23 protein-coding genes and 1 riboswitch are annotated in these 22,111 nt (G+C 73.3%); of the genes, 13 read left to right on the top strand and 10 right to left on the bottom strand.

What is annotated here, in order from left to right:
- Positions 1-113: 113 nt before the first annotated feature.
- Together DEI84_RS12730 and DEI84_RS12735 are read right to left on the bottom strand one after the other, a co-directional pair.
- Positions 114-1,049, bottom strand: coding sequence for an aldose 1-epimerase family protein (locus DEI84_RS12730; RefSeq protein WP_110891097.1), 936 nt, complete (start codon positions 1,047-1,049; stop codon positions 114-116).
- Complete coding sequence (locus DEI84_RS12735) at positions 1,046-1,891, bottom strand: DeoR/GlpR family DNA-binding transcription regulator (RefSeq protein ID WP_110891098.1); 846 nt, start codon at positions 1,889-1,891, stop codon at positions 1,046-1,048. The genes DEI84_RS12730 and DEI84_RS12735 overlap by 4 nt, the downstream gene beginning before the upstream one ends.
- Positions 1,892-1,894: 3 nt before the next feature.
- On the opposite strand from DEI84_RS12735, the gene galT reads away from it, so the two are divergent.
- Positions 1,895-3,052: a galactose-1-phosphate uridylyltransferase gene (gene galT / locus DEI84_RS12740; RefSeq protein ID WP_110891099.1), complete on the top strand. Its 1,158-nt coding sequence runs from the start codon at positions 1,895-1,897 to the stop codon at positions 3,050-3,052.
- Complete coding sequence (gene galK, locus DEI84_RS12745) at positions 3,049-4,188, top strand: galactokinase (RefSeq protein ID WP_110891100.1); 1,140 nt, start codon at positions 3,049-3,051, stop codon at positions 4,186-4,188. The genes galT and galK overlap by 4 nt, the downstream gene beginning before the upstream one ends.
- A gap of 303 nt (positions 4,189-4,491) precedes the next feature.
- Here the strand turns inward: galK and DEI84_RS12750 are convergent, their stop codons facing one another.
- Positions 4,492-5,415 carry a tetrahydrofolate dehydrogenase/cyclohydrolase catalytic domain-containing protein gene (locus DEI84_RS12750; protein ID WP_110891101.1) on the bottom strand — a complete coding sequence of 308 codons (924 nt, stop codon included), beginning with the start codon at positions 5,413-5,415 and terminating at the stop codon, positions 4,492-4,494.
- The gene (gene glyA, locus DEI84_RS12755; protein ID WP_309146392.1) at positions 5,412-6,716 is read right to left on the bottom strand and encodes a serine hydroxymethyltransferase; all 1,305 of its coding nucleotides are present in this window, start codon (positions 6,714-6,716) and stop codon (positions 5,412-5,414) included. Before glyA ends, DEI84_RS12750 begins: the two co-directional genes overlap by 4 nt.
- A 54-nt stretch (positions 6,717-6,770) precedes the next feature.
- Positions 6,771-6,856: riboswitch (ZMP/ZTP riboswitch) on the bottom strand.
- Positions 6,857-6,894: 38 nt separating this feature from the next.
- Between glyA and clpS the strand changes: the two genes are divergently transcribed.
- From clpS to DEI84_RS12785, 6 genes are all read left to right on the top strand, one after another.
- Positions 6,895-7,182, top strand: coding sequence for an ATP-dependent Clp protease adapter ClpS (clpS, locus tag DEI84_RS12760; protein WP_110824150.1), 288 nt, complete (start codon positions 6,895-6,897; stop codon positions 7,180-7,182).
- Positions 7,179-7,655 (top strand): DUF2017 domain-containing protein, encoded by a 477-nt coding sequence (locus DEI84_RS12765; protein WP_110824151.1) that lies wholly within the window; start codon positions 7,179-7,181, stop codon positions 7,653-7,655. Before clpS ends, DEI84_RS12765 begins: the two co-directional genes overlap by 4 nt.
- A gap of 85 nt (positions 7,656-7,740) precedes the next feature.
- Positions 7,741-8,610: a formyltetrahydrofolate deformylase gene (gene purU, locus DEI84_RS12770; protein WP_110891102.1), complete on the top strand. Its 870-nt coding sequence runs from the start codon at positions 7,741-7,743 to the stop codon at positions 8,608-8,610.
- An 8-nt stretch (positions 8,611-8,618) separates the two neighbouring features.
- The gene (locus DEI84_RS12775) at positions 8,619-9,026 is read left to right on the top strand and encodes a YrdB family protein (protein ID WP_110891103.1); all 408 of its coding nucleotides are present in this window, start codon (positions 8,619-8,621) and stop codon (positions 9,024-9,026) included.
- A complete protein-coding gene (gene nagA / locus DEI84_RS12780; protein WP_110891104.1) occupies positions 9,023-10,186 on the top strand; it encodes an N-acetylglucosamine-6-phosphate deacetylase in 1,164 nt (387 codons plus the stop codon). Before DEI84_RS12775 ends, nagA begins: the two co-directional genes overlap by 4 nt.
- Positions 10,187-10,309: 123 nt before the next feature.
- Positions 10,310-10,972, top strand: coding sequence for a peroxiredoxin-like family protein (locus DEI84_RS12785; RefSeq protein WP_110891105.1), 663 nt, complete (start codon positions 10,310-10,312; stop codon positions 10,970-10,972).
- Between the two features lie 28 nt (positions 10,973-11,000).
- On the opposite strand, the gene DEI84_RS12790 is transcribed toward DEI84_RS12785, so the two are convergent.
- Together DEI84_RS12790 and DEI84_RS12795 are read right to left on the bottom strand one after the other, a co-directional pair.
- Positions 11,001-11,870 carry an alpha/beta hydrolase gene (locus DEI84_RS12790; protein ID WP_181420448.1) on the bottom strand — a complete coding sequence of 290 codons (870 nt, stop codon included), beginning with the start codon at positions 11,868-11,870 and terminating at the stop codon, positions 11,001-11,003.
- Complete coding sequence (locus DEI84_RS12795; RefSeq protein WP_220032897.1) at positions 11,867-14,338, bottom strand: GH92 family glycosyl hydrolase; 2,472 nt, start codon at positions 14,336-14,338, stop codon at positions 11,867-11,869. The genes DEI84_RS12790 and DEI84_RS12795 overlap by 4 nt, the downstream gene beginning before the upstream one ends.
- Positions 14,339-14,484: 146 nt before the next feature.
- On the opposite strand from DEI84_RS12795, the gene DEI84_RS12800 reads away from it, so the two are divergent.
- Positions 14,485-15,654 carry a MalY/PatB family protein gene (locus DEI84_RS12800; protein WP_110891107.1) on the top strand — a complete coding sequence of 390 codons (1,170 nt, stop codon included), beginning with the start codon at positions 14,485-14,487 and terminating at the stop codon, positions 15,652-15,654.
- Positions 15,655-15,665: 11 nt separating this feature from the next.
- Here the strand turns inward: DEI84_RS12800 and nagB are convergent, their stop codons facing one another.
- On the bottom strand, positions 15,666-16,451 hold the full coding sequence (gene nagB, locus DEI84_RS12805) for a glucosamine-6-phosphate deaminase (protein ID WP_110891108.1): 786 nt from the start codon (positions 16,449-16,451) through the stop codon (positions 15,666-15,668).
- A gap of 169 nt (positions 16,452-16,620) precedes the next feature.
- Here nagB and DEI84_RS12810 point away from each other — a divergent pair, with 169 nt between their 5' ends.
- The 4 genes from DEI84_RS12810 to DEI84_RS12825 all read left to right on the top strand — a co-directional run bounded on the left by DEI84_RS12810 (position 16,621) and on the right by DEI84_RS12825 (position 20,094).
- Complete coding sequence (locus tag DEI84_RS12810) at positions 16,621-17,865, top strand: Gfo/Idh/MocA family protein (protein WP_110891109.1); 1,245 nt, start codon at positions 16,621-16,623, stop codon at positions 17,863-17,865.
- 75 nt (positions 17,866-17,940) lie between these two features.
- Positions 17,941-19,011, top strand: coding sequence for a LacI family DNA-binding transcriptional regulator (locus DEI84_RS12815; RefSeq protein WP_110891110.1), 1,071 nt, complete (start codon positions 17,941-17,943; stop codon positions 19,009-19,011).
- 46 nt (positions 19,012-19,057) lie between these two features.
- A complete protein-coding gene (locus DEI84_RS12820; protein WP_110891111.1) occupies positions 19,058-19,537 on the top strand; it encodes an NUDIX domain-containing protein in 480 nt (159 codons plus the stop codon).
- Positions 19,538-19,656: 119 nt separating this feature from the next.
- Complete coding sequence (locus tag DEI84_RS12825; RefSeq protein WP_110891112.1) at positions 19,657-20,094, top strand: YdeI/OmpD-associated family protein; 438 nt, start codon at positions 19,657-19,659, stop codon at positions 20,092-20,094.
- Between the two features lie 5 nt (positions 20,095-20,099).
- Here DEI84_RS12825 and DEI84_RS12830 read toward each other — a convergent pair whose 3' ends face one another.
- From DEI84_RS12830 to DEI84_RS12840, 3 genes are all read right to left on the bottom strand, one after another.
- Entirely contained in the window at positions 20,100-20,963 is an 864-nt protein-coding gene (locus DEI84_RS12830) for an NAD(P)H-hydrate dehydratase (protein ID WP_110891113.1), read from the bottom strand.
- Positions 20,956-21,702, bottom strand: a complete 747-nt coding sequence (locus DEI84_RS12835) for a histidine phosphatase family protein (RefSeq protein ID WP_110891114.1) — start codon at positions 21,700-21,702, stop codon at positions 20,956-20,958. The genes DEI84_RS12830 and DEI84_RS12835 overlap by 8 nt, the downstream gene beginning before the upstream one ends.
- Positions 21,703-21,832: 130 nt before the next feature.
- Positions 21,833-21,982, bottom strand: a complete 150-nt coding sequence (locus tag DEI84_RS12840; RefSeq protein WP_110891115.1) for an LPXTG cell wall anchor domain-containing protein — start codon at positions 21,980-21,982, stop codon at positions 21,833-21,835.
- Positions 21,983-22,111 lie beyond the last annotated feature (129 nt).

Genomic DNA, 22,111 nt, shown 5'->3' on the forward strand with positions numbered 1-22,111 from the left:
CCGATCCAGCCGGCCCGGCCCGGCCCACCCAGTCGGCCAGGCCGATCCAGCCCGCCCGGCCGATCCAGCCCGCCCGGCACACCCCGCCGGCCAGGCCGACCGCGTCACCCCGGTCAGGACCAGACGCGTCGGATCCCCCACGAGCCGGTCCACGTCTCGTCGGCCTCGAGCCACCGCAGCCCCTCCCCCGAGTTGAGCGCGTCCGCGGGTGCGGTCATCGGCTCGACCGCCACGGCGAGCCCCTTCCCGTCACCGCGGGGGAACTCGCGAGACGTGAAGACCTGCACGTAGGGGAACGACGCGTCTTGCCACAGCTCGACGCCGTCGCCCTCGGGCCCGTGCAGTGACGTCCGACGGATGCCGTCCGCGTCCGGCTGCACGTCCGTGTACGCAGTGTCCAGGTCCGCGTCACCGGCACGGAGCCCCTGGCGCAGGTCGACGTCCGTCCCCTCGACCGGGCGGGTGCCGTTCGGGATCTTCCGCTCGTCGACCGTGAAGGCGGTCGCGGCGTCGAGGCGGATCACCAGGTCCTCCGCCGGGGTGTCGCCGGCCCGGAGGTACGGGTGCGACCCGACCGCGAACGGCGCCGGGCGACCGGAGCGGTTCGTGATCGTGTGGGTGATGCGGATGCCGTCCTCCACCAGCTCGTGGCGCACACGCGTCTCGAGGGTGAACGGCCAGCCGTGCTGCGGGTGGATCGTCGCCTGCTGCTCGATCGACGACTCGGTCTGCTCGACGACGCGGTACGGCGCGAAGCGGAGCAGCCCGTGCGAGGCGTTGCCGTACTTCGGCTCCGAGATGTCGAGCTGCTGCGCCGCCCCGTCCAGCTGCCACACGCCACCGGCCACGCGGTTCGGCCACGGCACGAGGACGATGCCGTTCGCCCCGGCCGGGGCCTCGCTCGCGGGGAAGGGCTCGGTGAGGTCGAACCCGGCGACCCGCAACTCGCGGATGCCGGCGGCGACCTCGGTGACGACGGCCTCGACGACGCCGTCGGGTCCCGCGTGCCGCAGGTGGTACTGACCGCCGGTGGGTGCCGCTGTGCTCATGGGTGCTGCTTCCTCTCCGATGTGCGGGTCGTGCCCGCTGGTCCGTCCGCGACCACCACGTGGACCCCGGCCGCCCGGATCGGGTCGACCGCGTCCGCGCTGGCTCCCGCGGTGACGACGACGTCGACGTCCTCCAGCGTGCTGACCACGCCGATGTCAGCCCGGCCGAACTTCGACCCGTCCGCGACCACGACGGTACGCCTGCCCGCCGCGGCGAGGACCCGCTTCGCCTCGGTCTCGGGCAGGTTCACGTTCGTCAGCCCGTGCTCGACGTCCAGCCCGGTCCCGCTGAGGAACACCAGGTCGGCGGACAGCATCGGCAGCACGGTGGCGTTGAAGGGCGCGACGAGCGAGTGCTGCATGGGCCGGAGCGTGCCACCGGTGACGACGACGGTGAAGCGCGGCACCGCCCGTTCGAGCGCGAGGGCGGTGGTGAGCGAGTTCGTCACGACGGTCAGGTCGACGAGGTCCTCGCGTGCGACGAGCGCCTCGGCGACGGCCGCCGGGGTCGTCCCGACGTCGAGGACGATGCACTGCCCGGAGCGCACGAGGTCAGCCGCCGCTCGGCCGATCGCGGCCTTCGCGGTGCTGTTCTCGACGGCCGTCACCTCGAGCGGACGCTCGCGTGAGCCGGCCCCGAGGCGGACCGCACCGCCGTGCACCCGGCGGATCCGGGCCTCCCGGTCGAGGGTGGCGAGGTCCTGCCGGACCGTCACCTCGCTCGTCCCGACCGCAGCGGCCAGGTCAGCGGTCCGGACCATGCCGCGGGCGCCGTCGAGGATCGCCACGATGCGCTCCTGGCGCAGCAGTGCGGGCAGCACGGGAGGCTCGTCGGTCGTCACAGAATGAGTTTCGTCTGCTTCCACTTGCTTTCGCAAGTCTTCGTACCGGAGTACAGTGATGCGGTGATCACGAAACGTGCGACGACGCTCGCGGACGGCCGCGACCTCTTCTACTTCGACGACGCGGACTCGACGCTCCCCGCCGAGCGGAGCATCGACCAGCGCGTCCTCGACCCGCGGCCCGAGACCGCGCGGATGCGGCAGGACGTCCTGACCGGTGAGTGGGTCTCCATCGCGGCGAGTCGGCAGAACCGGGTGTTCCTGCCGCCTGCCGACCAGGACCCGCTCGCACCGCAGACCGCTGCGAACCCCTCCGAGATCCCGAGCCGGTACGACGTCGCGGTGTTCGAGAACCGGTCCCCGTCGTTCGGTCCGATGCTCGAGGCGGACGACGCTCCGGAGTCCCTCGAGTCCCTGTCCGACGTCGGTCTCGACCGTCAGCTCCGGAGCGTCGGCCGCTGCGAGGTCGTGTGCTTCTCCCCGGAGACGAGCGGCTCGTTCGCGTCGATCTCCGAGTCGCGGGCCCGGACGGTCGTCGAGGCCTGGGCCGACCGCACCGCCGCCCTCTCCGCCATGCCCGGCATCCAGCAGGTGTTCCCGTTCGAGAACCGTGGCGAGGCGATCGGCGTCACGCTCCACCACCCGCACGGGCAGATCTACGCGTACCCGTACGTCACGCCCCGCACGCAGCGGCTGCTCGCGTCGATCGAGCGCTTCGGCCCGGACCTGTTCGAGCAGCACCTCGCGAACGAGCGTGCCTCCGAGCGCGTGGTGCTGCAGGGCGAGCACTTCACCGCCTTCGTGCCGTTCGCCGCACGCTGGCCGATCGAGGTCCACATGCTGCCGCACCGCCACGTGCCGGACTTCGCCGGGCTGACCGATGCCGAGAAGGACGAGCTCGCACACATGCACCTGCGGCTCACCCGCGGGCTCGACGCGCTCTACGACACCCCGACGCCGTACATCGCCGCGTGGCACCAGGCGCCGGTGCACACCGCGCGCGACACCGTGCGGCTCATGCTGCAGATCACGTCCCCGCGTCGCGCGGCGGACAAGCTCAAGTTCCTGGCCGGCAGCGAGGCCGCCATGGGCGCCTGGATCGGGGACCTCGTGCCCGAGAAGGCGGCCGAGTTCATCCGAGGAGGGATCGAACGCGCATGACGTTCCAGCAGGTCTACGGGTACGAGCCGGCGGTGCGGTACTCCGCTCCCGGTCGCGTCAACCTCATCGGCGAGCACACCGACTACAACGACGGGTACGTGCTGCCCTTCGCGATCGACCGGCGCACGGTGGCGTCGATCGCCCAGCGCGACGACCGGCTGATCCGGGTCGCATCGGCGTTCGAGCCGGACGCGGTGCACGAGCTCTCCCTCGACGAGCTGTCGCCCGAGAACATGGACGGCTGGTCGGCCTACGTCTTCGGCATCGCCTGGGCGCTCCGCGAGCAGGCCGGGGCCGACCTGTCCGACAGGACCGGCTTCGACGTGTTCATCGACTCGGACGTGCCCGTGGGCGCCGGCCTGTCGTCGAGCGCCGCGATCGAGTGCGGCGTCGCGCTGGCGTTCACCGACCTGTGGCAGCTCGGCCTCGACCGCAAGGTCCTCGCGAAGGTCGGGCAGTACTCCGAGAACCACGCCGTCGGTGCCCCCACCGGGATCATGGACCAGTCCGCCTCGCTCCTCGGCGAACAGGACGCCGTCGTGTTCCTCGACTGCCGCACGCTCGACACCGAGGTCGTCGACCTGGCGCTCGAGGCGAACGGCCTCGAGGTGCTCGTCATCGACACCCGCGTCGAGCACGCCCACGCCACCGGTGGGTACAAGGCCCGCCGCGAGTCGTGCGAGCGCGGCGCCGAGGTGCTCGGCGTCCCCGCGCTCCGTGACGTGTCCGTCGAGGACCTCCCGCGCGCGCAGGAGCTCCTGGACGACGAGACCTTCCGCCGCGTCCGGCACATCGTCACCGAGGACCAGCGCGTCCTCGACACCGTGGAGACGCTCCGCGCGGACGGGCCCCGCGCGATCGGGTCCCTGCTGGTCGCGTCGCACGAGTCGATGCGCGACGATTTCGAGATCTCGGTGCCGGAGCTCGACCTGGCCGTCGACACCGCGATGGCGAACGGTGCCGTCGGCGCCCGGATGACCGGTGGCGGCTTCGGCGGTTCGGCCATCGCGCTCGTCGACCGGGAGGCCCGTGAGCGCATCGCCGCGGCCGTCACCGCCGCCTTCGCCGACGCCGGGTACCGCGAGCCGACCGTGTTCACGGTGCACGCGGCGCAGGGCGCCCGGCGCGACGCGTAGCGGCGCGGCCGCGCGGTGCCCGGCGCGCGGAGCTGGCCGGGCGCGCTTCGCGCTGAGCGACAGTGCGCGGCCCGGCGGCCGCGCGGACTGTCGCTGACCGCGAAGGGCCATGCCGGCGGTGCCGGTGCCGGCCGGGCCGGCACCGGGCCTCCCGGCCGCCACGCTCCTGCAGACCGCGGCGTCACCTGCATCCGCACAACGAGAACCGGCTCGCGCCACGGACGTCCGTGGCGCGAGCCGGTTCTCGTTGTGCGGGGCCGATCTGCGCCAGCTGACGGCGGCGGGCCTACCGCGTCCGCGCACCTACTTCAGGTGGCGCTCCGCGGCCTCGACGACGTTCTTCATGAGCATCGCACGGGTCATCGGTCCGACCCCGCCCGGCGTCGGCGACAGGAAACCGGCGACCGACGCGACCGCGGGATCGACGTCGCCGCGGAGCTTCGCCTTCCCGGTCCCCGGGTCGACGATGCGACTGATGCCGACGTCGATGACCGCAGCACCGGGCTTGACCCAGTCCGGCTGCACGAGCCCGGCAACCCCGGCCGCGGCGACGATGATGTCCGCGCGGCGGCACTCGGCGGCGACGTCCTCGGTGAGCGAGTGCGTGAGGGTGGCGGTCGCCTCGAGCCGGGTGAGCAGCAGCCCGAGCGGACGACCGACCGTCAGCCCCTGCCCGATGATCGTGACGTGCTCGCCCCGGATCGGGACCTCGTACGCCTCGAGCATCGCGACGATGCCGCGCGGGGTGCACGGCAGCGGGGCGTCGATCGTGCCGGCACCACCGGGCACGGCGAGCACGAGCTCACCGAGGTTCGTCGGGTGCAGGCCGTCGGCGTCCTTCGCCGGGTTCATCAGCTCGAGCATCGGGATCGGGTCGATGCCCTGCGGCAGCGGGAGCTGCACGATGAACGCGGTGACCCGCGGGTCGTCGTTCATCTGCAGGATCGCAGCCCGGATGTCGGCCGCACTCGCGGACGAGGGCAGGTCGATGCGGACCGAGTCGAGCCCGATCTGCGCCGAGTCCTTGTGCTTGCCGGCGACGTACGACACCGAGCCCGGGTTCTGGCCGACCATGATCGTGCCGAGACCGGGACGGAAGCCGTGGTCGTGCAGGCGGTCGATGCGGACCTTCAGGTCGTCGAGCGTGCGCGCGGCGAGGGCGGTGCCGTCGATGCGGACGGCACTGCCCTCCCCCGCCCAACGCTCACGAGGGAGCGCGGCGCTCACGCGTAGAGCGGGAACGCGTCGGTCAGGGCCTCCACCCGGGCCGAGAGCGCTTCGATGTCCGGGTTCGGCATGAGGGTCAGCGCGATGATGTCCGCCACCTCGGTGAACTCGGCGTCGCCGAACCCGCGGGTCGCGAGCGCCGAGGTGCCGATGCGGACACCCGAGGTGACCATCGGCGGACGCGGGTCGAACGGCACCGAGTTGCGGTTCACGGTGATGCCGACCTCGTGTAGCAGGTCTTCTGCCTGCTTGCCGTCGACCTCGGACTCGCGCAGGTCGACGAGCACCAGGTGCACGTCGGTGCCGCCGGTGAGGACGTCGATGCCCGCGGCCTTGGCGTCGTCCTGCGTCAGCCGCTCGGCCAGTGCCTTCGCACCGCGGAGCGTGCGCTCCTGGCGGTCCTTGAACTCGGGCGTCGCGGCGAGCAGGAACGCGGTGGCCTTGGCGGCGATCACGTGCATGAGCGGGCCGCCCTGCTGCCCCGGGAACACGGCCGAGTTGAGCTTCTTGAAGAGCGACTCCTCGTTGGACAGGATGATGCCCGAGCGGGGACCGGCGAGGGTCTTGTGCACGGTCGAGGAGACGACGTGGGCGTGCGGGAGGGGCGACGGGTGCAGGCCCGCGGCGACGAGACCGGCGAAGTGCGCCATGTCCACCCAGAGCGTCGCACCGACCTCGTCGGCGATCTCGCGGAACTTCGCGAAGTCGAGCTGACGGGGGTACGCCGACCAGCCGGCGATGAGGACCTTCGGCTGGTGCTCGATCGCCTTCGCGCGGATGTCGTCGTAGTCGACCTCGAACGTCTCCGGGTCGACGCCGTAGGACACGGCGTTGTAGATGCGGCCGGAGAAGTTGAGCTTCATGCCGTGGGTCAGGTGGCCGCCGTGGGCGAGCTCGAGGCCCAGGATGGTGTCGCCGGCGGAGGCGATGGCGTGCAGGACCGCGGCGTTCGCGCTGGCGCCGGAGTGCGGCTGCACGTTCGCGTACGCGGCACCGAAGAGGGCCTTCGCGCGGTCGATGGCGAGCTGCTCGGCGATGTCGACGAACTCGCAGCCGCCGTAGTAGCGCTTGCCCGGGTAGCCCTCGGCGTACTTGTTCGTGAGCACCGAGCCCTGCGACTCGAGGACGGCGCGGGGCACGAAGTTCTCGGACGCGATCATCTCGAGGGTGTCGCGCTGACGGCCGAGTTCCTGCTGGAGGACGGCCGCGATCTCCGGGTCGACCTCGGCGAGCGGGGCGTTGAAGGTGGTCCGGGCTGCGTCGGCGGACGCGGCGGCGGGGGTGAGATCGGTGATGGACACGGGACTCCTCGTTGTCTGGCCGCCGCGCACACGCGTACGACGGGGTGGACGGGTGGGCGCGGCCCAGGCGTACGGCTGCGCTCCGTGTCAGGTGTCGCTCCCCGATGGTGACCCATCCAACGCCAGTCGCGACCGTTCGATCGTACCGAGGCCGCAGGTTCGTGTCACCCTTGTCCCCATGACCATGCTGAGTCCGGACCTCGACGAGCGCACGTCGGTGCGGGCCGACGTCCCGTGGACGACCGTGGTGTGGGACGACCCGGTGAACCTGATGTCGTACGTCACCTACGTCTTCGAGTCGTACTTCGGGTTCCCGCGGGCGAAGGCCGAGCGCCTCATGCACCAGGTCGACTCCGACGGTCGGGCGGTCGTCGCGACGGGGCACCGCGAGGAGATGGAGCGACACGTGGAGGCCATGCACGGGTACGGCCTGCAGGCGACCGTCGACCGGGCCCCCGCCGCGTGATCCCCTTCGTCCGTCGCGCCGACGGCGTGCACCTCGGACTGGCCTCCGGCGAGCGCGCCGTGTTGACGTCCCTCGTGGAGCAGTTGCGCCAGGTCCTCGACCACGACCTGGCGACGGACCCGGTGGCGACGCGGATGTTCCCGGACGCCTACCCGGGGGACGACGAGGCCAGCGCCGAGTTCCGCCGGTACACGCAGGACGACCTGCGCACCGCCAAGTCCGCCAACGCGGCCGTCGTGCACGAGTGGCTGACGGGCACCCGGGACGGAGCGCTCACCCGCGCCGACGAGCAGGCCTGGCTCCGGTCGCTGACCGACCTGCGGCTCACCATCGCGGACCGCCTGGGCATCGTGGACCGGGACACCGCGGACAACGGCCTGGACGGGGACGACGGCAGCATCGGCCTGCGGGACGTCTACGACTGGCTCGGGTACGTGCAGGAGCACCTGGTCGTCACGATCTCCTCCCGCTGACGGCCAGGAGGCCCGTTCCACCACCGCCACGTGCCTCCCGTCCGGTCGCGCGCGGACGCGCGCACGCCCCCGGTACCCTGATCCGGTGACGACCCCGACGCCCGAGACCCCCACGCACTGGACCCTGACGCTGGTCTGCGACGACCAGCCCGGCATCGTGCACGCCGTCTCCGGAGCGGTCGTCGCCGCCGAGGGCAACATCACCGAGTCCCAGCAGTTCTCCAGCGCCGACACGGACACCTTCTTCATGCGCCTGCAGGTGATGGCACCGGTGGACCGCCAGACGTTCCAGGAGGCCCTCGCCCCCGTCGTCGAGCGCTACGGCATGCGCGTGCAGCTCGACGTCGTCGGCCGGCCGATGCGCACGCTCGTCCTCGTGTCGAAGGCCGGCCACTGCCTCAACGACCTGCTGTACCGGCAGCGCGGCGGGCAGCTGCCGATCGACGTGCCGCTCGTGCTGTCGAACCACACCGACCTCGCCGAGCTGGCGTCGTTCTACTCGGTGCCGTTCGAGCACCGACCGGTGTCCGACGCCGGGTCGAAGGCCGCGATGGAGCGCCGGATCCTCGAGGCGGTCGAGGAGCACGACATCGAGCTCGTCGTCCTCGCCCGGTACATGCAGATCCTCTCCCCCGAGCTCTGCGCGGCCCTCGCCGGTCGTGCGGTGAACATCCACCACTCGTTCCTGCCCGGCTTCAAGGGCGCGAACCCGTACCGGCAGGCGCACGCCCGCGGGGTGAAGCTCATCGGCGCGACGGCGCACTTCGTCACGAGCGACCTCGACGAGGGCCCGATCATCGAGCAGAACGTCGTGCGGGTCGACCACACCAAGGAGCCCGCCGAGCTGGTGTCCATCGGTCAGGACGAGGAGTCCCGCACCCTGACCCAGGCCGTCCGCTGGATCGCCGAGGACCGTGTGCTCCTCGACGGCGCCCGCACGATCATCTTCAAGTAGGTCCGCCGATGCGCGACGCTCCCCGCAGTCCGGTCGACCCTGGCGACGACCCCGTGCCCGCCTCGGCCCCCACGCCGCGTCCCCCGGTGGACGTCTGGACCGTCCTCCGGTTCCTGGTGTGCGCCTTCGGCCTGCTGTCCCTGGCGTACTGGGGCTACCTGTCGTGGCCGTACCCGTTCCCGGCGGTGTTCTTCATCGTCGGCGCCCCGCTCTTCGCGGCCGTCGTCTGGTACCTCTTCCGGTCACCGCGCTCCCCGATCGAGACCGACGTGGTCGGGAAGACCGTCGTCGAGACCGCCCTCGTCGTCGCCGCCGGTGCCACCTGGATCTCGCTCGGCCACCCCGTCGTCGGGCTCGTGTTCGTCGTCGTCGCTGCGGTCAGCGGCGTGGTCGCGTTCCGGCGGGAGACCGCATGACCGACGCGGGCCGCGGGGCCGGTGGGGAGGCCCGGAGGACGCTGGTGCGCGCCGCCCGCCTGGTCGACGTGGCCGGGTCCGTCGAGGACGGGTGGGTGCTCGTCGGCGGCGACACGATCCTCCAGGTCGGGTCCGGAACCGCACCCGCGGCGGAGGAGGTCGTCGACCTCGACGACGCGGTCCTGACGCCCGGCTTCACGGACCTGCACGGGCACGGCGGCGCGACCGAGGCGTACGAGGACGAGTCCTTCACCCGGGCCCTGGCGGTGCACCGCGCGCACGGCACCGCCCGGTCGGTCCTGTCGCTCGTCGCGAACCCCCTGCCCGCGTTGGTCGCGTCGCTGGCGCAGGTGCGGGCCGTGATGGCGACGGATCCGCTCGTGCTCGGCGTCCACCTGGAGGGGCCGTTCCTCTCCCCGCACAACAAGGGCGCCCACAACGAGGACCACCTCATCGCGCCGACCCCGGCGGACGTCGACACCCTGCTCGAGGCCGGCGAGGGCGTCCTCCGGCAGATCACCATCGCGCCCGAGCTGCCGGGAGCGGTCGACGCCGTGCGCCGGTTCGTCGCCGCGGGCGTCACGGTCGCGGTCGGACACACCGTGGGGACGCTCGACCAGGCGCGTGCCGCGTTCGACGCCGGCGCAACCGTCCTGACGCACGCGTTCAACGCGATGCCCGGGCTGCACCACCGCGCGCCGGGACCGATCGGGGCGGCGGTGTCGGACGACCGGGTCACGCTCGAGCTCATCCTGGACGCGGTCCACGTGCACCCCCTCGTCGCCGCGACGCTGTTCCGCGCCGCCCCGGGTCGGGTCGCGCTCATCACCGACGCGATGGGTGCGGCGGGAGCGGCCGACGGCGACTACCGCCTCGGGTCGCTCGACGTGACCGTGACGGACGGGGTCGCGCGCGTGGCCGGGACGGACACCATCGCGGGGTCGACCCTGACGCAGGACGTCGCACTCCGGAACGCCGTGACCCTCACCGGGCGGACGCTGCCCGAGGCCGTGGCGGCGCTCACGAGCACCCCGGCCGCGGCGATCGGGCTCGGGGACCGGCTCGGCCGACTCGCGCCGGGGTACGCGGCGGACCTCGTCGCGCTGTCGCCGACGCTCGAGGTGCGGCGGGTGTGGGGCGGCGGGCGCGAACTGCGCTGACGATCGGCGCTCCGGTCCGCGGACGTCTGTGACACTCCGTGACGGCATGCGGCGCCGGCCTCGACCCGGCTGCATAGGCTCCCTGCACCGGCGGACCCACCGCCGCCACCCGGAGGAGCACCGATGCCCGAGCAGTCCATCGCCGAACAGGTCGACACGTTCAACGAGGGCTTCACCGCCCAGATCGGCCCCGACCTGAGCGCGGTGTTCGACCGGGAGCAGGCAGCTCTCCGTGCAGCGGGCGTGCCGAGCACCGCCTCCGGCGTGGGCGACACCGTCCCCGACGCCGCGCTGCTGACGGCGACCGGCACCGACACGTCACTGGCCGCCGAGCTCGACGGCTCCCCCGCCGTCGTGGTGTTCTACCGCGGCGCCTGGTGCCCGTACTGCAACCTGACGCTCCGCACGTACCAGCAGGACCTGCTGCCGGAACTCACCGCCCGCGGGGTCCGGCTCATCGCGATCTCACCGCAGACGCCCGAGGGCTCGGAGCAGGCGATCGCGAACGGCGAGCTGGCGTTCCCCGTCCTGTCGGACCCGGCGAATGCCCTGGCCGCGCAGCTCGGCATCGTCACCGAGCCGGACGGGCCCGCGCGGGAGGCGCACACGCAGCTCGGCTTCGACGTCGCCGACAGCAACGTCGACCACACGGCGCAGATCCCGTTCCCGTCGGTGTTCGTCGTCGACGGCGACCGGGTCGTCCGGTTCGCCGACGTGCACGTCGACTACACGACCCGCACCGAGGTGGCGGAGGTCCTCGACGCCGTCGACCGCGTCGCCGGGTAGCGGCTCGCCGGAGCTGGTCCGGCCGTCCTCAGCGGTCGACCGGCACAGCGGTGTCGCGGATCCATGACGCGATCATCGCCGTGGCCGTCGAGAACTCCGTCAGCGCCGGACGGTTCAGGAAGGCATGGCGGGTACCCGGCAGGACGTGGTGTGCCACGTCGACACCGGCGGCACCGAGCTCCGCCGCGAAGAGGTCTCCCGAGGCCGCCATGTTGTCGTGCTCGGCGTTGATGAACAGCGCCCGCGGGAACCCCCCGACGTCGTGGCCGCCGGGGAAGGCGAAGCGGTCCGACAGCCCACCGCCCCGACCGACGTAGTTGCGGTTCATCACGTCCAACGCCCACGGCGCGTGGGTGATCCGCCGGTGCCGACGCGAGCGCCGCCGCGCGTCGTGGTGTCGGGGGTGGACCGGGTGGAAGAACCCGTAGGCGAACACCGCTCCGGCCGGCGGGGAGGACCCGTCGTCGAATGCGCGGAGCGTCGCGGCGGCCGCCAGGCACGCTCCGGCACTCGCGCCGCCGAGGACCACGCCGTCCGGGGACCGGGCGGCGACCGTCCGGTACGCCTGCAGCACGTCGTCGAGGGGCAGCGGGAACCGCACCCGGGGACGTCCCGCCCGCTGCCGGACCCATGCCAGGCCGGGGACCGGCGCCAGGCGGTGGTCCACCGTGGCCACCGGGACGCCGAGCCGGGCCAGTTCCTGCGCGACCGCGTGCGCCTCGGGCTGGTCGAGCCCGCCCCGGAAGAACCCGCCGCCGTGGAGCCAGAGGAGCGTCGGGGTGTCCGCGGTCCGGGCGGGGGACGCCTCGTACCACCGGATCGGGACGGCGTGGTCGGACTGCCCGGTGGTGCCGCTGGCCGCAGGCCCCCCGGCGTGCGTCAGCTGGCGCCGCCTCACCGGTCGCGCGGCCGGTCGCGCTCCGCGGTCGCCCACGTCGTGTCGGCGGTGTCACCGACACGGAGCGACAGCGTGCCGCCCCGGTTGACGAACGATGCCGGCACCCACGACTTCGTGAGGGTCTTCCCGTCGAGCCGCGCGCCCTGCACGTACTGCTCCGTCCCCGAGGACCGGATCACGATCCGCTGCCCGCTCGACCGCCGGATGTCGACGGTGCTGAACGTCGGGCTCCCGATGAGCATCTCGGCCCGGCCGGGCGTCTGCGGGAACAGACCGATGGAGGCGAAGACGTACCAGGCGCTCATCGTGCCGAGGTCGTCGTTGCCCGGCAGGCCGCTCGGCCCGGTGCGGTAGGCGTCGTCGACGACGCGGCGCACGGTCTCCTGCGTCTTCCAGGGCTGCCCGAGTGCGTTGTACATCCACGGCGTGTGGATGTCGGGCTCGTTGGTCGGGTCGAACCGCGTCGCGTCGCCACCGGTCACGGCCCAGTTGCCCGAGGCGTCGTGGAAGAACGCGTCGAGCCGGGCGACCGCGGCGGCGTCCCCACCGAGGGCGGACGACAGCCCGCTGACGTCCTGCGGCACGAGCCACGTGTACTGCGCGCTCGTCCCCTGCGCGAAACCGGTGCCGGTCGACGGCGACCACCCGGGCGTCCACGACCCGTCGGCCTGGCGCGCGGCCTGGTACCCGACGGCCGCGTTGAACGTGTTCTCCCAGTACTCGCCCCGGGCGGCGAACATCCGGGCGTCGGAGCGCAGCCCGAGCGACGACGCCCAGTACCCGAGGGCGCTGTCGGAGATGGAGTCCTCGAGCGTCTCGGCCGCGCCGCCCCAGCACGAGCAGTCGTCGTTCGCGGCGTAGTGCCGCTGCAGGTACTCGTCGAGCGCGGGCCGCTGCGCCAGGCACTGGCCCGGGCACCCGATGTCGCTCTCGGCGTCGGCGTTCTCGACGGTCGCTTGCTTGCGGAGCGAGGCGTAGGCCGCACGGACGTCGAAGTTGCGGACGCCCATGGCGTACCAGGTGGCGAGGGTCGCAGCCGAGGGGTCGCCGGTCATCACGTGGGTCGGTGCGCCGAGGTGCAGCCACCGGTCCCACACGCCGCCGTTCTGCTCGGCGAACCGCAGCATCGACTGCGCCATGTCCCCGGCGACGTCCGGCCGCAACAGCGCGAGCAGCTGGATCTGCGCCCGGTACTGGTCCCATCCGGAGTACGTGCCGTAGACGGCGCGGTGTCCGCGGTCGATCCGGTGCACCCGCATGTCCGGCCCGAGGTACCGTCCGTCGCGGTCGTTCAGCGTGTTCGGCTGCATGAGTGCGTGGTACACGGCCGTGTAGAGCTGCGTGGTGCGGTCCGCGGTGCCGCCGCCGACCCGGATGCGCGAGAGTTCGCGGTTCCAGGAGGCGCGGGTGTCGGCCGCCACGCTGGCGACGGTGGCGTGCTTCCGCACCTCGGCGTCACGGTTCGCGACGGCGCCGGCGGCGCTGACGTACGAGATGCCGATCTTCGCGTGCACGGTGGCACCCCGGCGCGCGTCGAACCCGACCCACGCGCCGGAGCCGCGTCCGGCCCGGTCGGCGCCGGTGAGGTACCCCTCCCCGCCGGAGGCGCGCGTGCCTCCCGGCTGGACGGCACCGTCCTTCCAGGTGCCGGTGCTCGTGAACGGCTTGTCGAAGGTGGCCGTGAAGAACAGGCGGTAGTAGCTGCGCCGGTCGGGGTTCGTCGCGCCGCCGCCGTTCGCGCGGCGGCTGCAGAAGCCGCCGGTCAGGACGCTGCCGCTGACCGTGCGGGTGCGGGCGTCGACACGGGTGTCGGCGGCCTCGCTGCCGTTGATCGAGTTCGACGTGCGGAAGAGCAGGTTGGCGTCCTGCCCGGCCGGGAACGTGAACTCGCCGATGCCGGCGCGGGTGGTCACGGCGAGGTCGGTGCTGACGCCGTTGTCGAGCGTGACCCCGTAGCGGCCGGGGCTGGCGTGCTCCTGGTCGTGCGAGTACCCGGCGGCGTAGACGGCGTCGGTCGAGTCCGCGGAGGGCGAGGTCGTGACGGGCGTCGTGACCGGCATGATCGGCACGTCGCCCGCGGCACCCGGAGCGCAGCCGGCGCCGTTGAGGTGCGTGAGGCTGAACCCGCGCAGCCGGTTGACGTCGTACGAGTAGCCGTTCGCGACCGGGGTGGAGGTCTGGTCGCCCTTCGTGCCCGTCGGGCTCCACTGGAGCATGCCGAACGGTGCGGTGGCTCCGGGCCAGGTGTTCCCGTCGTGGTCGGTCCCGATGAACGGGTCGACAGACGCCGCCGGGTCGGCTCCGTGCCGGGAGGCCGCGGTCACGCCCGCCCCGGACGCTGCGGTCCCCGGGCTGGCTGCGGCCGGGGCGACCACCGCCCCGGTGCCGAGCAGTGCGGCGATCGTGGCCACCGCGGCGAGCGGGACCGGACGGAGGAGCGGGCGACGGTGCGCGCGGGAACGGTTCACGGTCGTGACGCTAGCCCCCTCGGACGGGGGACGCCACCATCGTCACCGGGCGGTCGGCGGCTGTTCACGTGGTGGTCGCCTCGAGCCGTCCGAGCCCGGAACCGGTCACTCTGGTCGCCGGACCCAGGTGCTGCGAGGATGACGACATGAGCGTCATGGTCTCCGTGTTCGATGCCCGCCGGACCCGCACGAGCGAGAAGTACACCGCGTTCGGCCCCGAGGTGCTGCCGATGTTCGTCGCCGAGATGGACTGCGCCCTCGCCGAACCCGTGCGGGACGCCCTGGTCCGGGCGGTCACCGACGGCGACACCGGGTACGTCGGGCACCACCGGGTGCTGCCCGAGGCCTTCTCCGACTTCGCCGCCGACCGGTGGGGCTGGTCGGTGGACCCCGACCTCGTCCGGACCACCACCGACGTCTCGGTCGCGGCGGTCGAGGTCCTCCGCCGGGTGATCGAGCCCGGGGACCAGGTCGTCATCATGCCGCCCGTGTACGCGCCCTTTTGGGAGTACGTCGGCGAAGCCGGCGGGTCCGTCACCGAGGTGCCGCTCCTCGCCCCCGAGGGCCCGGCCGACCCGTTCGACACGACGGCCGGCTGGCGGATGGACCTGGACGGCGTGCGGCAGGCCTTCGCGGACGGCGCCCGGACCGTGCTGCTGTGCAACCCGCACAACCCGCTCGGGCTCGTGCACGACCGGGAGTCCCTGGCGGCACTCGCCCGGCTCGCCGCCGAGTGGGACGCCGTGGTGGTGTCCGACGAGATCCACGCCCCGCTCGTGCACGCAGACGCCGTCTTCACGCCGTTCCTCGCCTCGTGCCCGGAGGCCGCGGCCCTCGGGGTCGCCCTGACGAGCGCGAGCAAGGCGTTCAACCTCGCCGGCACGAAGTGCGCCCTCATGGTCGGCGCGTCGGACCGTGCCCGCGGGTGGTTCGACGGACTGCCGGGCGAGGTCGTCGAGCGCACCGGGATCCTCGGGTACACCGCGAGCGTCGCCGCGTTCACGGAGGGCGGCCCGTGGCTGGCGTCCCTGCTCGCCGAGCTGGCGGCGAACCGCCGGGTCCTCGCGGAGGAGCTCGGCGCCGCGCTGCCCGGCGCGGGGTACCGGCAGCCGCAGGCCTCCTACCTGGCCTGGCTCGACCTGCGGACCCTGCCGTGGGGCGACGACCCGGCGCCGCTCCTGGTGGACCGGGCGCAGGTGGCGCTGTCGAACGGGCGGGACTTCGGGCGGCAGGGCATCGGGCACGTCCGGCTCAACTTCGGCTGCTCGGAGGAGACCCTGCGCGAGGGGCTCGCGCGCCTGGCCGCCGCCCGCTGACCTCCGCGGGGCTACTCGAACCGCTGCCACTCCGGCTTGTTCGCGTACGTGTACCGGTAGTAGTCGGCGAGCTGCAGGCCCGCGGCCGCTTCCTGGTCCACGACGACCGTGGCGTGCTCGTGCAGCTGCAGCGCGGAGCCCGGCACGAAGGACGACAGCGGACCCTCGACGGCGGCGGCGACCGCGTCCGCCTTCGCCGCGCCCTGGGCGACGAGGACGAGCTCGCGGGCCTCGAGGATCGTGCCGAGCCCCTGGGTCATGCAGTGCGTCGGCACCTGGTCGAGCGAGTCGAAGAACCGTGCGTTGGCCTCGCGCGTGGACGGCGCGAGCGTCTTGATGCGGGTGCGGGACGCGAACGAGGACGTCGGCTCGTTGAACCCGATGTGCCCGTTCGCCCCGATGCCGAGGATCTGCACGTCGACCCCGCCGGCAGCGCGGATCGCGGCGTCGTACTCCTTCGCGGCGAAGGCGAGGTCCCCCGCGCGGCCGTCCGGCACGCGCACCCGGGTGGGGTCGAAGCCGAGGGGCTCGACGACGTCGCGGGCGATGACGCTGGCGTACGACTCGGGGTGCTCGAGCGGGATGCCGACGTACTCGTCCAGGGCGAACCCGCGCGCCTGCGCGAACGACAGCTCGCCGGCCTCGACCCGGCGGCGCAGGTCGGCGTAGATGCCCTGCGGGCTCGACCCGGTGGCGAGTCCGACGACCGCCGCGGGCTTCGTGGTGACGACCGACGCGATCTTGGCCGCGGCGACGCGACCGACCTCCGCCGGGGTGGGCAGGATGATGATCTCCACGCCGCCAGCCTACTGGTCATGACCAGTGTCCCGTCAGGGGCGTCCCGCGGCGACGTGCGCAGCGAGGGACCTGCCGCGTGACGGAAGGGTTGACACGAGTAAATCCGCACAACAGTCTGGGTCCGACCGGTCCGACGAGGGACCGGCGTGACACTGCTCAGGAGCCCCCATGACGTTCACGATCGGGATCGTCGGAGCCGGCCAGTTCTCGGCCCACTTCGCCTCCCTCTTCCAGCTGCACCCGGGGGTCGGCGCGGTCTTCGCGACCGACGTCATCGAGGGCCGCGCCGAGCGCCTGGTCGCCGAGCTCGGACTCGCCGGCACGTACCCGGACCTCGACACGATGCTCGCGGACCCGGCTGTCGACGCCGTGGCGGTCTTCACCCAGCGGTGGACACACGGGCCGATCGTCACCCGGGCCCTCGAAGCGGGCAAGCACGTGTACTCGGCGGTCCCGATGGCGGTGACCGAGGACGAGATCCGCGCGGTCGTCGAGATCGTCGAGCGGACCGGTCTGACCTACATGATGGGCGAGACGAGCCAGTACAACCCGGCGACGGTGTTCGCCCGTCAGAAGCTCGACGCCGGCGCGTTCGGGCGGGTGTTCTACGCCGAGGGCGACTACCTGCACGACATGGACCTCGGCTTCTACGACGCCTACCGGTACAGCGGCGGTGACGGCTGGAAGGCGACGGCGAGCTACCCACCGATGTGGTACCCGACGCACGCGATCGGCGGGGTGCTCGGGGCGCTGCCGACCCACGTCACGAGCGTCAGCTGCATCGGTGTGCACGACGAGCAGGACGACGGGGTGTTCGACACCGAGGTCAGCATGTTCGACAACGACTTCTCGAACATGACCGCGCTCTTCGAACTGGCGGGCGGCGGCTCCATGCGGATCAACGAGTTCCGTCGGGTGGGGTACCCGTCGCCGATCCGGGAGAGCCGCTTCCGGTGGTTCGGCACCGAGGGCAGCTTCGAGCAGCTCGCCACGACGTCCCTCTGGCAGGACAAGGACGGCGTCGAGGACGTCACGGCCCGCCTCGCCTCGGAGCCGTCGATCGGGCTGGACGACCCGCTCCTGGCGGACATCGCGCCGTCCCTGCGCGAGGCCTTCAGCTCCGGGCACGCCGAGGTGCACGCGGAAGAGGCCCGTCGTCTGCCCCGCGAGTTCGACGTCGCACCCGACGGCCACGAGGGCAGCCACCGGTTCCTCGTCGACGACTTCGTCCGCGCGGTCGAGACGCGCACCCTGCCGACCGTGAACGCGTGGGTCGCCGCGCGGTACACGCTGCCCGGCCTGGTGGCGTACCAGTCCGCACTGCGCGGCGGCGAGCGCCTCCAGGTCCCCGACCTCGGTGACGCTCCGGTCGCGGTCGGCACCGCCCTGCCGGCGACCACCGAGGCGGCGTGACCGACGCGGGCCCGGCCGCGTCGTAGGGTGACCACCGGGCCCGGGGCGGACCACGAGCGGAGCCGAGGGAGGCACATGGACACGCGCGGCACCGGCGGCACGAGCGACGCTGCAGGCGCTGCCGGCGGCGCACCCCGGAAGCCCACCCGGCGTGACGTCGCGAAGCTCGCCGGGGTGTCCGACGCGGTCGTCAGCTACACGCTGAACGGCGGCCCCCCGGTGGCCGCGGCGACCGCTGAGCGCGTCCGGGCCGCCGTGGCCCAGCTCGGTTACCGCCCGAACCTCAGCGCACGGGCGCTCCGTTCGGGCTCGGCGAGCACGCTCGTCTTCCTGGTCCCGAGCGGACCCGACCCGGTCTTCGACAACCCGTTCTTCGCCGAGTACGCCGGCACGTTGGAGAGCGCCGCCCGGGAGCGCGGCTACGCCCTGTACACGACGTCGTCCTCGTTCGAGCCGGAGCACGTGCTCGCGCGGTTCCGTGAGTTCGCGTCCCGGCAGGTGGACGGCGTGCTGGTGCTGGCCGGCGGGACGGCGTTCGACCGGCCGGCCCTCGACCAGGTCGGTCTGCCCTGGGTCACCCTGAACGTGGTGACGCCGGAACCCGGGGCGGACACCCTCGGGACGGACCTCCGCGCCGGCGCCGTCGCCACGACCGCGCACCTCCTCGACCACGGCCACCGCTCGGTCGGGTTCGTCGGCGAGGACGACCCGACGGAGCCACGTCGTGTCGGGTGGCTGGAGGCGTGTGCGGCGGCCGGCGTCTCCCCGGGCCCGTTCGTGCCCGCGGACCTGACCCGCCGGGGCGGCCACGATGCCGGCGTGCGGATCGCGGACGCGCTGCGGGTCGGCGGCCCCGACGCCGCCCCGGCGTTCTTCATCGCGTCCGACCGGACCGCGATCGGCGTCCTCCGCGCCTTCCACGAGCGCCGGGTCGCAGTACCCGGCCACGTCGCGATCGCCTCGTTCGACGGGTCGTCCGACGCCGAGTACGCCTGGCCCGGGTTGACCTCGTTCCGGCAGCCGATCGAGGACATGGCCCGCAGCGCCGTCAGCCGCGTCCTCACCCCGGGACACGACGGTCGGCACGAGTTGTTCGACGGGCGCCTCGTCGTCCGCGATTCCTGCGGCTGCGGCCACACAGCCTGACCGTGCTGCGGAGCACCTGACGCCGTGGGGTCGGTAGCGTGACGGCATGCCCACTCCCGACTTCGTCCTGTCCCTGCGCGAGAAGGTCGGGAACGACCTGCTCTGGCTCACCGGCGTCACCGCGGTCGTCACCCGCGGCGAGGGCGACGACCGCGAGGTGCTCGTCGTCCGCCGCGCCGACAACGGCGCCCTCACCCCGGTCACCGGCATCGTCGACCCGGGCGAGGAACCCGCCGTCGCCGCCGAGCGCGAGGTCCTCGAGGAGGCCGACGTCGTCGCCGTCGCCGAACGCCTGGCGTGGGTCCGGACGCTCGAGCCGATGACCTACCCGAACGGCGACCGCGCCCAGTACATGGACCTCGTCTTCGCCTGCCGCTGGGTCTCCGGCGACCCGTACCCGGCCGACGGTGAGAACACGGAGGCGTTCTGGGCACCGGTCACGAGCCTCCCGGACATGTCGGAGGACATGCGCCGACGGGTCGACGCGGCCCTCACCGACGAGGTCGCTGCCCGCTTCGAGCGCTGACGGTCGGCGCCGCTGGCGGAACGCCACCGGCGCAGGTACCGTCGTGGGGATCCGCAGTGGTGCGTGACGAGCGCGCCGGAGACCGCGGCTGACGCCGCCGAGCCGCCCTGGAGGCCCGCATGCAGTTCACGACGACCGTCCGGCAGGCGCGCGGCACCGCGACCGGCCTGCCCGTCCCGGCCGAGGTCGTCGAGGAACTCGGGTCGGGCCGGCGTCCCGCGGTCGTCGTCACGATCGACGGCGGGTACACGTACCGGTCGACGGTCGGCGTCATGGGAGGGGAGTTCCTCGTCCCGCTGTCCGCAGAGCACCGGACGGCTGCCGGGATCGCGGCCGGGGACAGCGTGACCGTGTCCCTCGAGGTCGACTCCCTGCCGCGGACCGTCGACGTGCCCGCCGACCTCGACGCGGCGCTCAGCGCGGCGGGGGTCCGTGCTGCGTTCGACACCCTGTCGGGGTCGCGCAAGCGGGCGCTCGTCGACCCGGTCGAGCAGGCGAAGGCACCGGAGACCCGCGCGCGGCGCATCGAGCAGGCGGTGGCGTCGCTCCGGGGGTGACCCGGTCAGGCGCCGAACTCGACCAGGACCCGCGGGATCTCGCCGAGCAGCTCGCTCGCCAGGTACCCCATCGGCCCGACCTGGACGGCCAGTCGGTCGCCGGCCGCCGCGTGCACCTGCGTCGCCCAGACGGTGGCCTGGGCGACGTCGGCCCCGCGTGCCAGCAGGCCGGTGATCGCGCCGGAGAGCACGTCGCCGCTGCCGCTCGTCCCGAGTCCGCCGGCACCGGTGCCCTTCGCCCACGCCCGGCCGTCCGGCGCGGCGACGACCCCGCCGAGCGACACGACGGCACCGAAGCGCTCGGCGATCTCCGCCGCGTCGGTGTGGTCGTCGGAGCAGTCACGGCCGAGGAGCCGTTCCGCCTCGCCGGAGTTCGGGGTCATCACGAGTCGTCCGCGCAGGGGCGCGAGCTCGTCCACGAGGTCCGCCGCGACACCGAGCGCGAAGGCGTCGAGCACCACGATCGTGTCGTCACCGACCGCCGCGGCGAGTCCGGCGACGAGGTCACGGCTGCCGTCGGGTTCGTCCAGGCCCGGTCCGACGAGCACGGCGTCGGCGCTCGCGAGGTCGTCCGTCAGGGTGTCGACGGCGCCGACCGCGACGTGGCCGTCGTCGTCCTGGGGCAGCGGTTGCACGCCGGACTCGGGCAGGGCGACGGCGACGTGCGGGGCGACGCTCTCCGCGACGGCGAGCGTCAGTCGGCCACCACCGACGCGGAGCGCCGCGGTCGCGGACAGCATCGCGGCACCGGGGGTCTTGGCCGCGCCGCCGACGACGAGCACCTGCCCGCGGCCGTACTTGCTCCCGCCGACCTCCGGCAGGGTCCACTCGCGCAGCAGGTTCGGGGTGACGGGGGTGGGTTCAGACACGGGCGTCGTCCTTCCGGCCTTCGTGTTCGGTGACGGTGGCGCCCGGGTCCTCGTCGAGGTGGCCGCTGCCGGAGAACTCCTCGAGGGACCAGCGGCTCCCGAGGCCCTCGCGTCGGAGCCGGGTCAACGAGGCGTTCGCGACGGTGTGCGACTCGGCGAAGTCCATGAGCTCCGGCTCGTCGAGGTCGAGGCAGACGGCGATGACCAGCATGACGACGGCGTCGTGCGCGGCGATGACGAGACGGTCGGCACCGTCGAGCCGGTCCACGTCGGCGAGCAGCGAGCGCAGCCGGAGCATGACATCGACCCAGGACTCCCCGCCCGCGGGTCGGTGGTAGTACTTGCCCAGCCACTGCCGGCGCTGCTCCTCGTCGGGGTGCAGGTTCGCCGAGCCGGTCCGGGTGAGCCGGTCGAGCACGCCGAGCTCCCGGTCGCGGAGTCGCTCGTCGACGCGGCGCGGGGGTTCGGCGAGGCCGCCGGCCTCGAGCGCGATGCCGATCGTCTGCTGCGCGCGTCGGTACGGGGAGACCCAGAGCACCACCGGGACGTCGTCGACCCCGCGTTCGGCGAGTTCCGCTCCGAGCGCTCGCGACTGCTCCTCGCCGAGCAGGCTCAGCGGGACGTCGGCGTCCCGGTGGTCGACCTCGATGACGTCGGCCCCGGCGGCCTCCGCCCGGGCTGCTGCGACGTTGGCGGTGGACTCTCCGTGGCGGACGAGCCAGATCTCGGTGACGGCCATGGCCGCGACGCTAGCCGGGAGGCGCTGGACCGGTTCCCGGGCAGGCGCGGCCCCGCCTCGACGCTCGGGCGCACACGGCACCGCCCGTCGGGGGACGAGCGGTGCCGTGTGCGTCGGGGAGGGGTCGGGGTCAGACGCGGCCTGCGCGACGACGTCGGGCGACGACCGTCAGTCCGAGGCCCGCGGCCAGCAGCACGCCGGCGATGCCGAGCGGGAGCGTCGGGTCGCTGCCGGTGAAGGCAAGGGTCCCGGTGGGCGTCCGACCGGTGCCGGTGCCCACGTCACCGGCGGTCGGCGTCGTCCCGGTCGGCGTCGTCCCGGCCGGCGTGGTGGGGGTCGGCGTCGGCGTGGTGGGCGTCGGCGTCGGGACCGGAGCGGCGGGCGCAGGGGCTGTCTCTTATACACATCT

The organism is Curtobacterium sp. MCBD17_023, from assembly GCF_003224415.1.
GTDB lineage: Bacteria > Actinomycetota > Actinomycetes > Actinomycetales > Microbacteriaceae > Curtobacterium.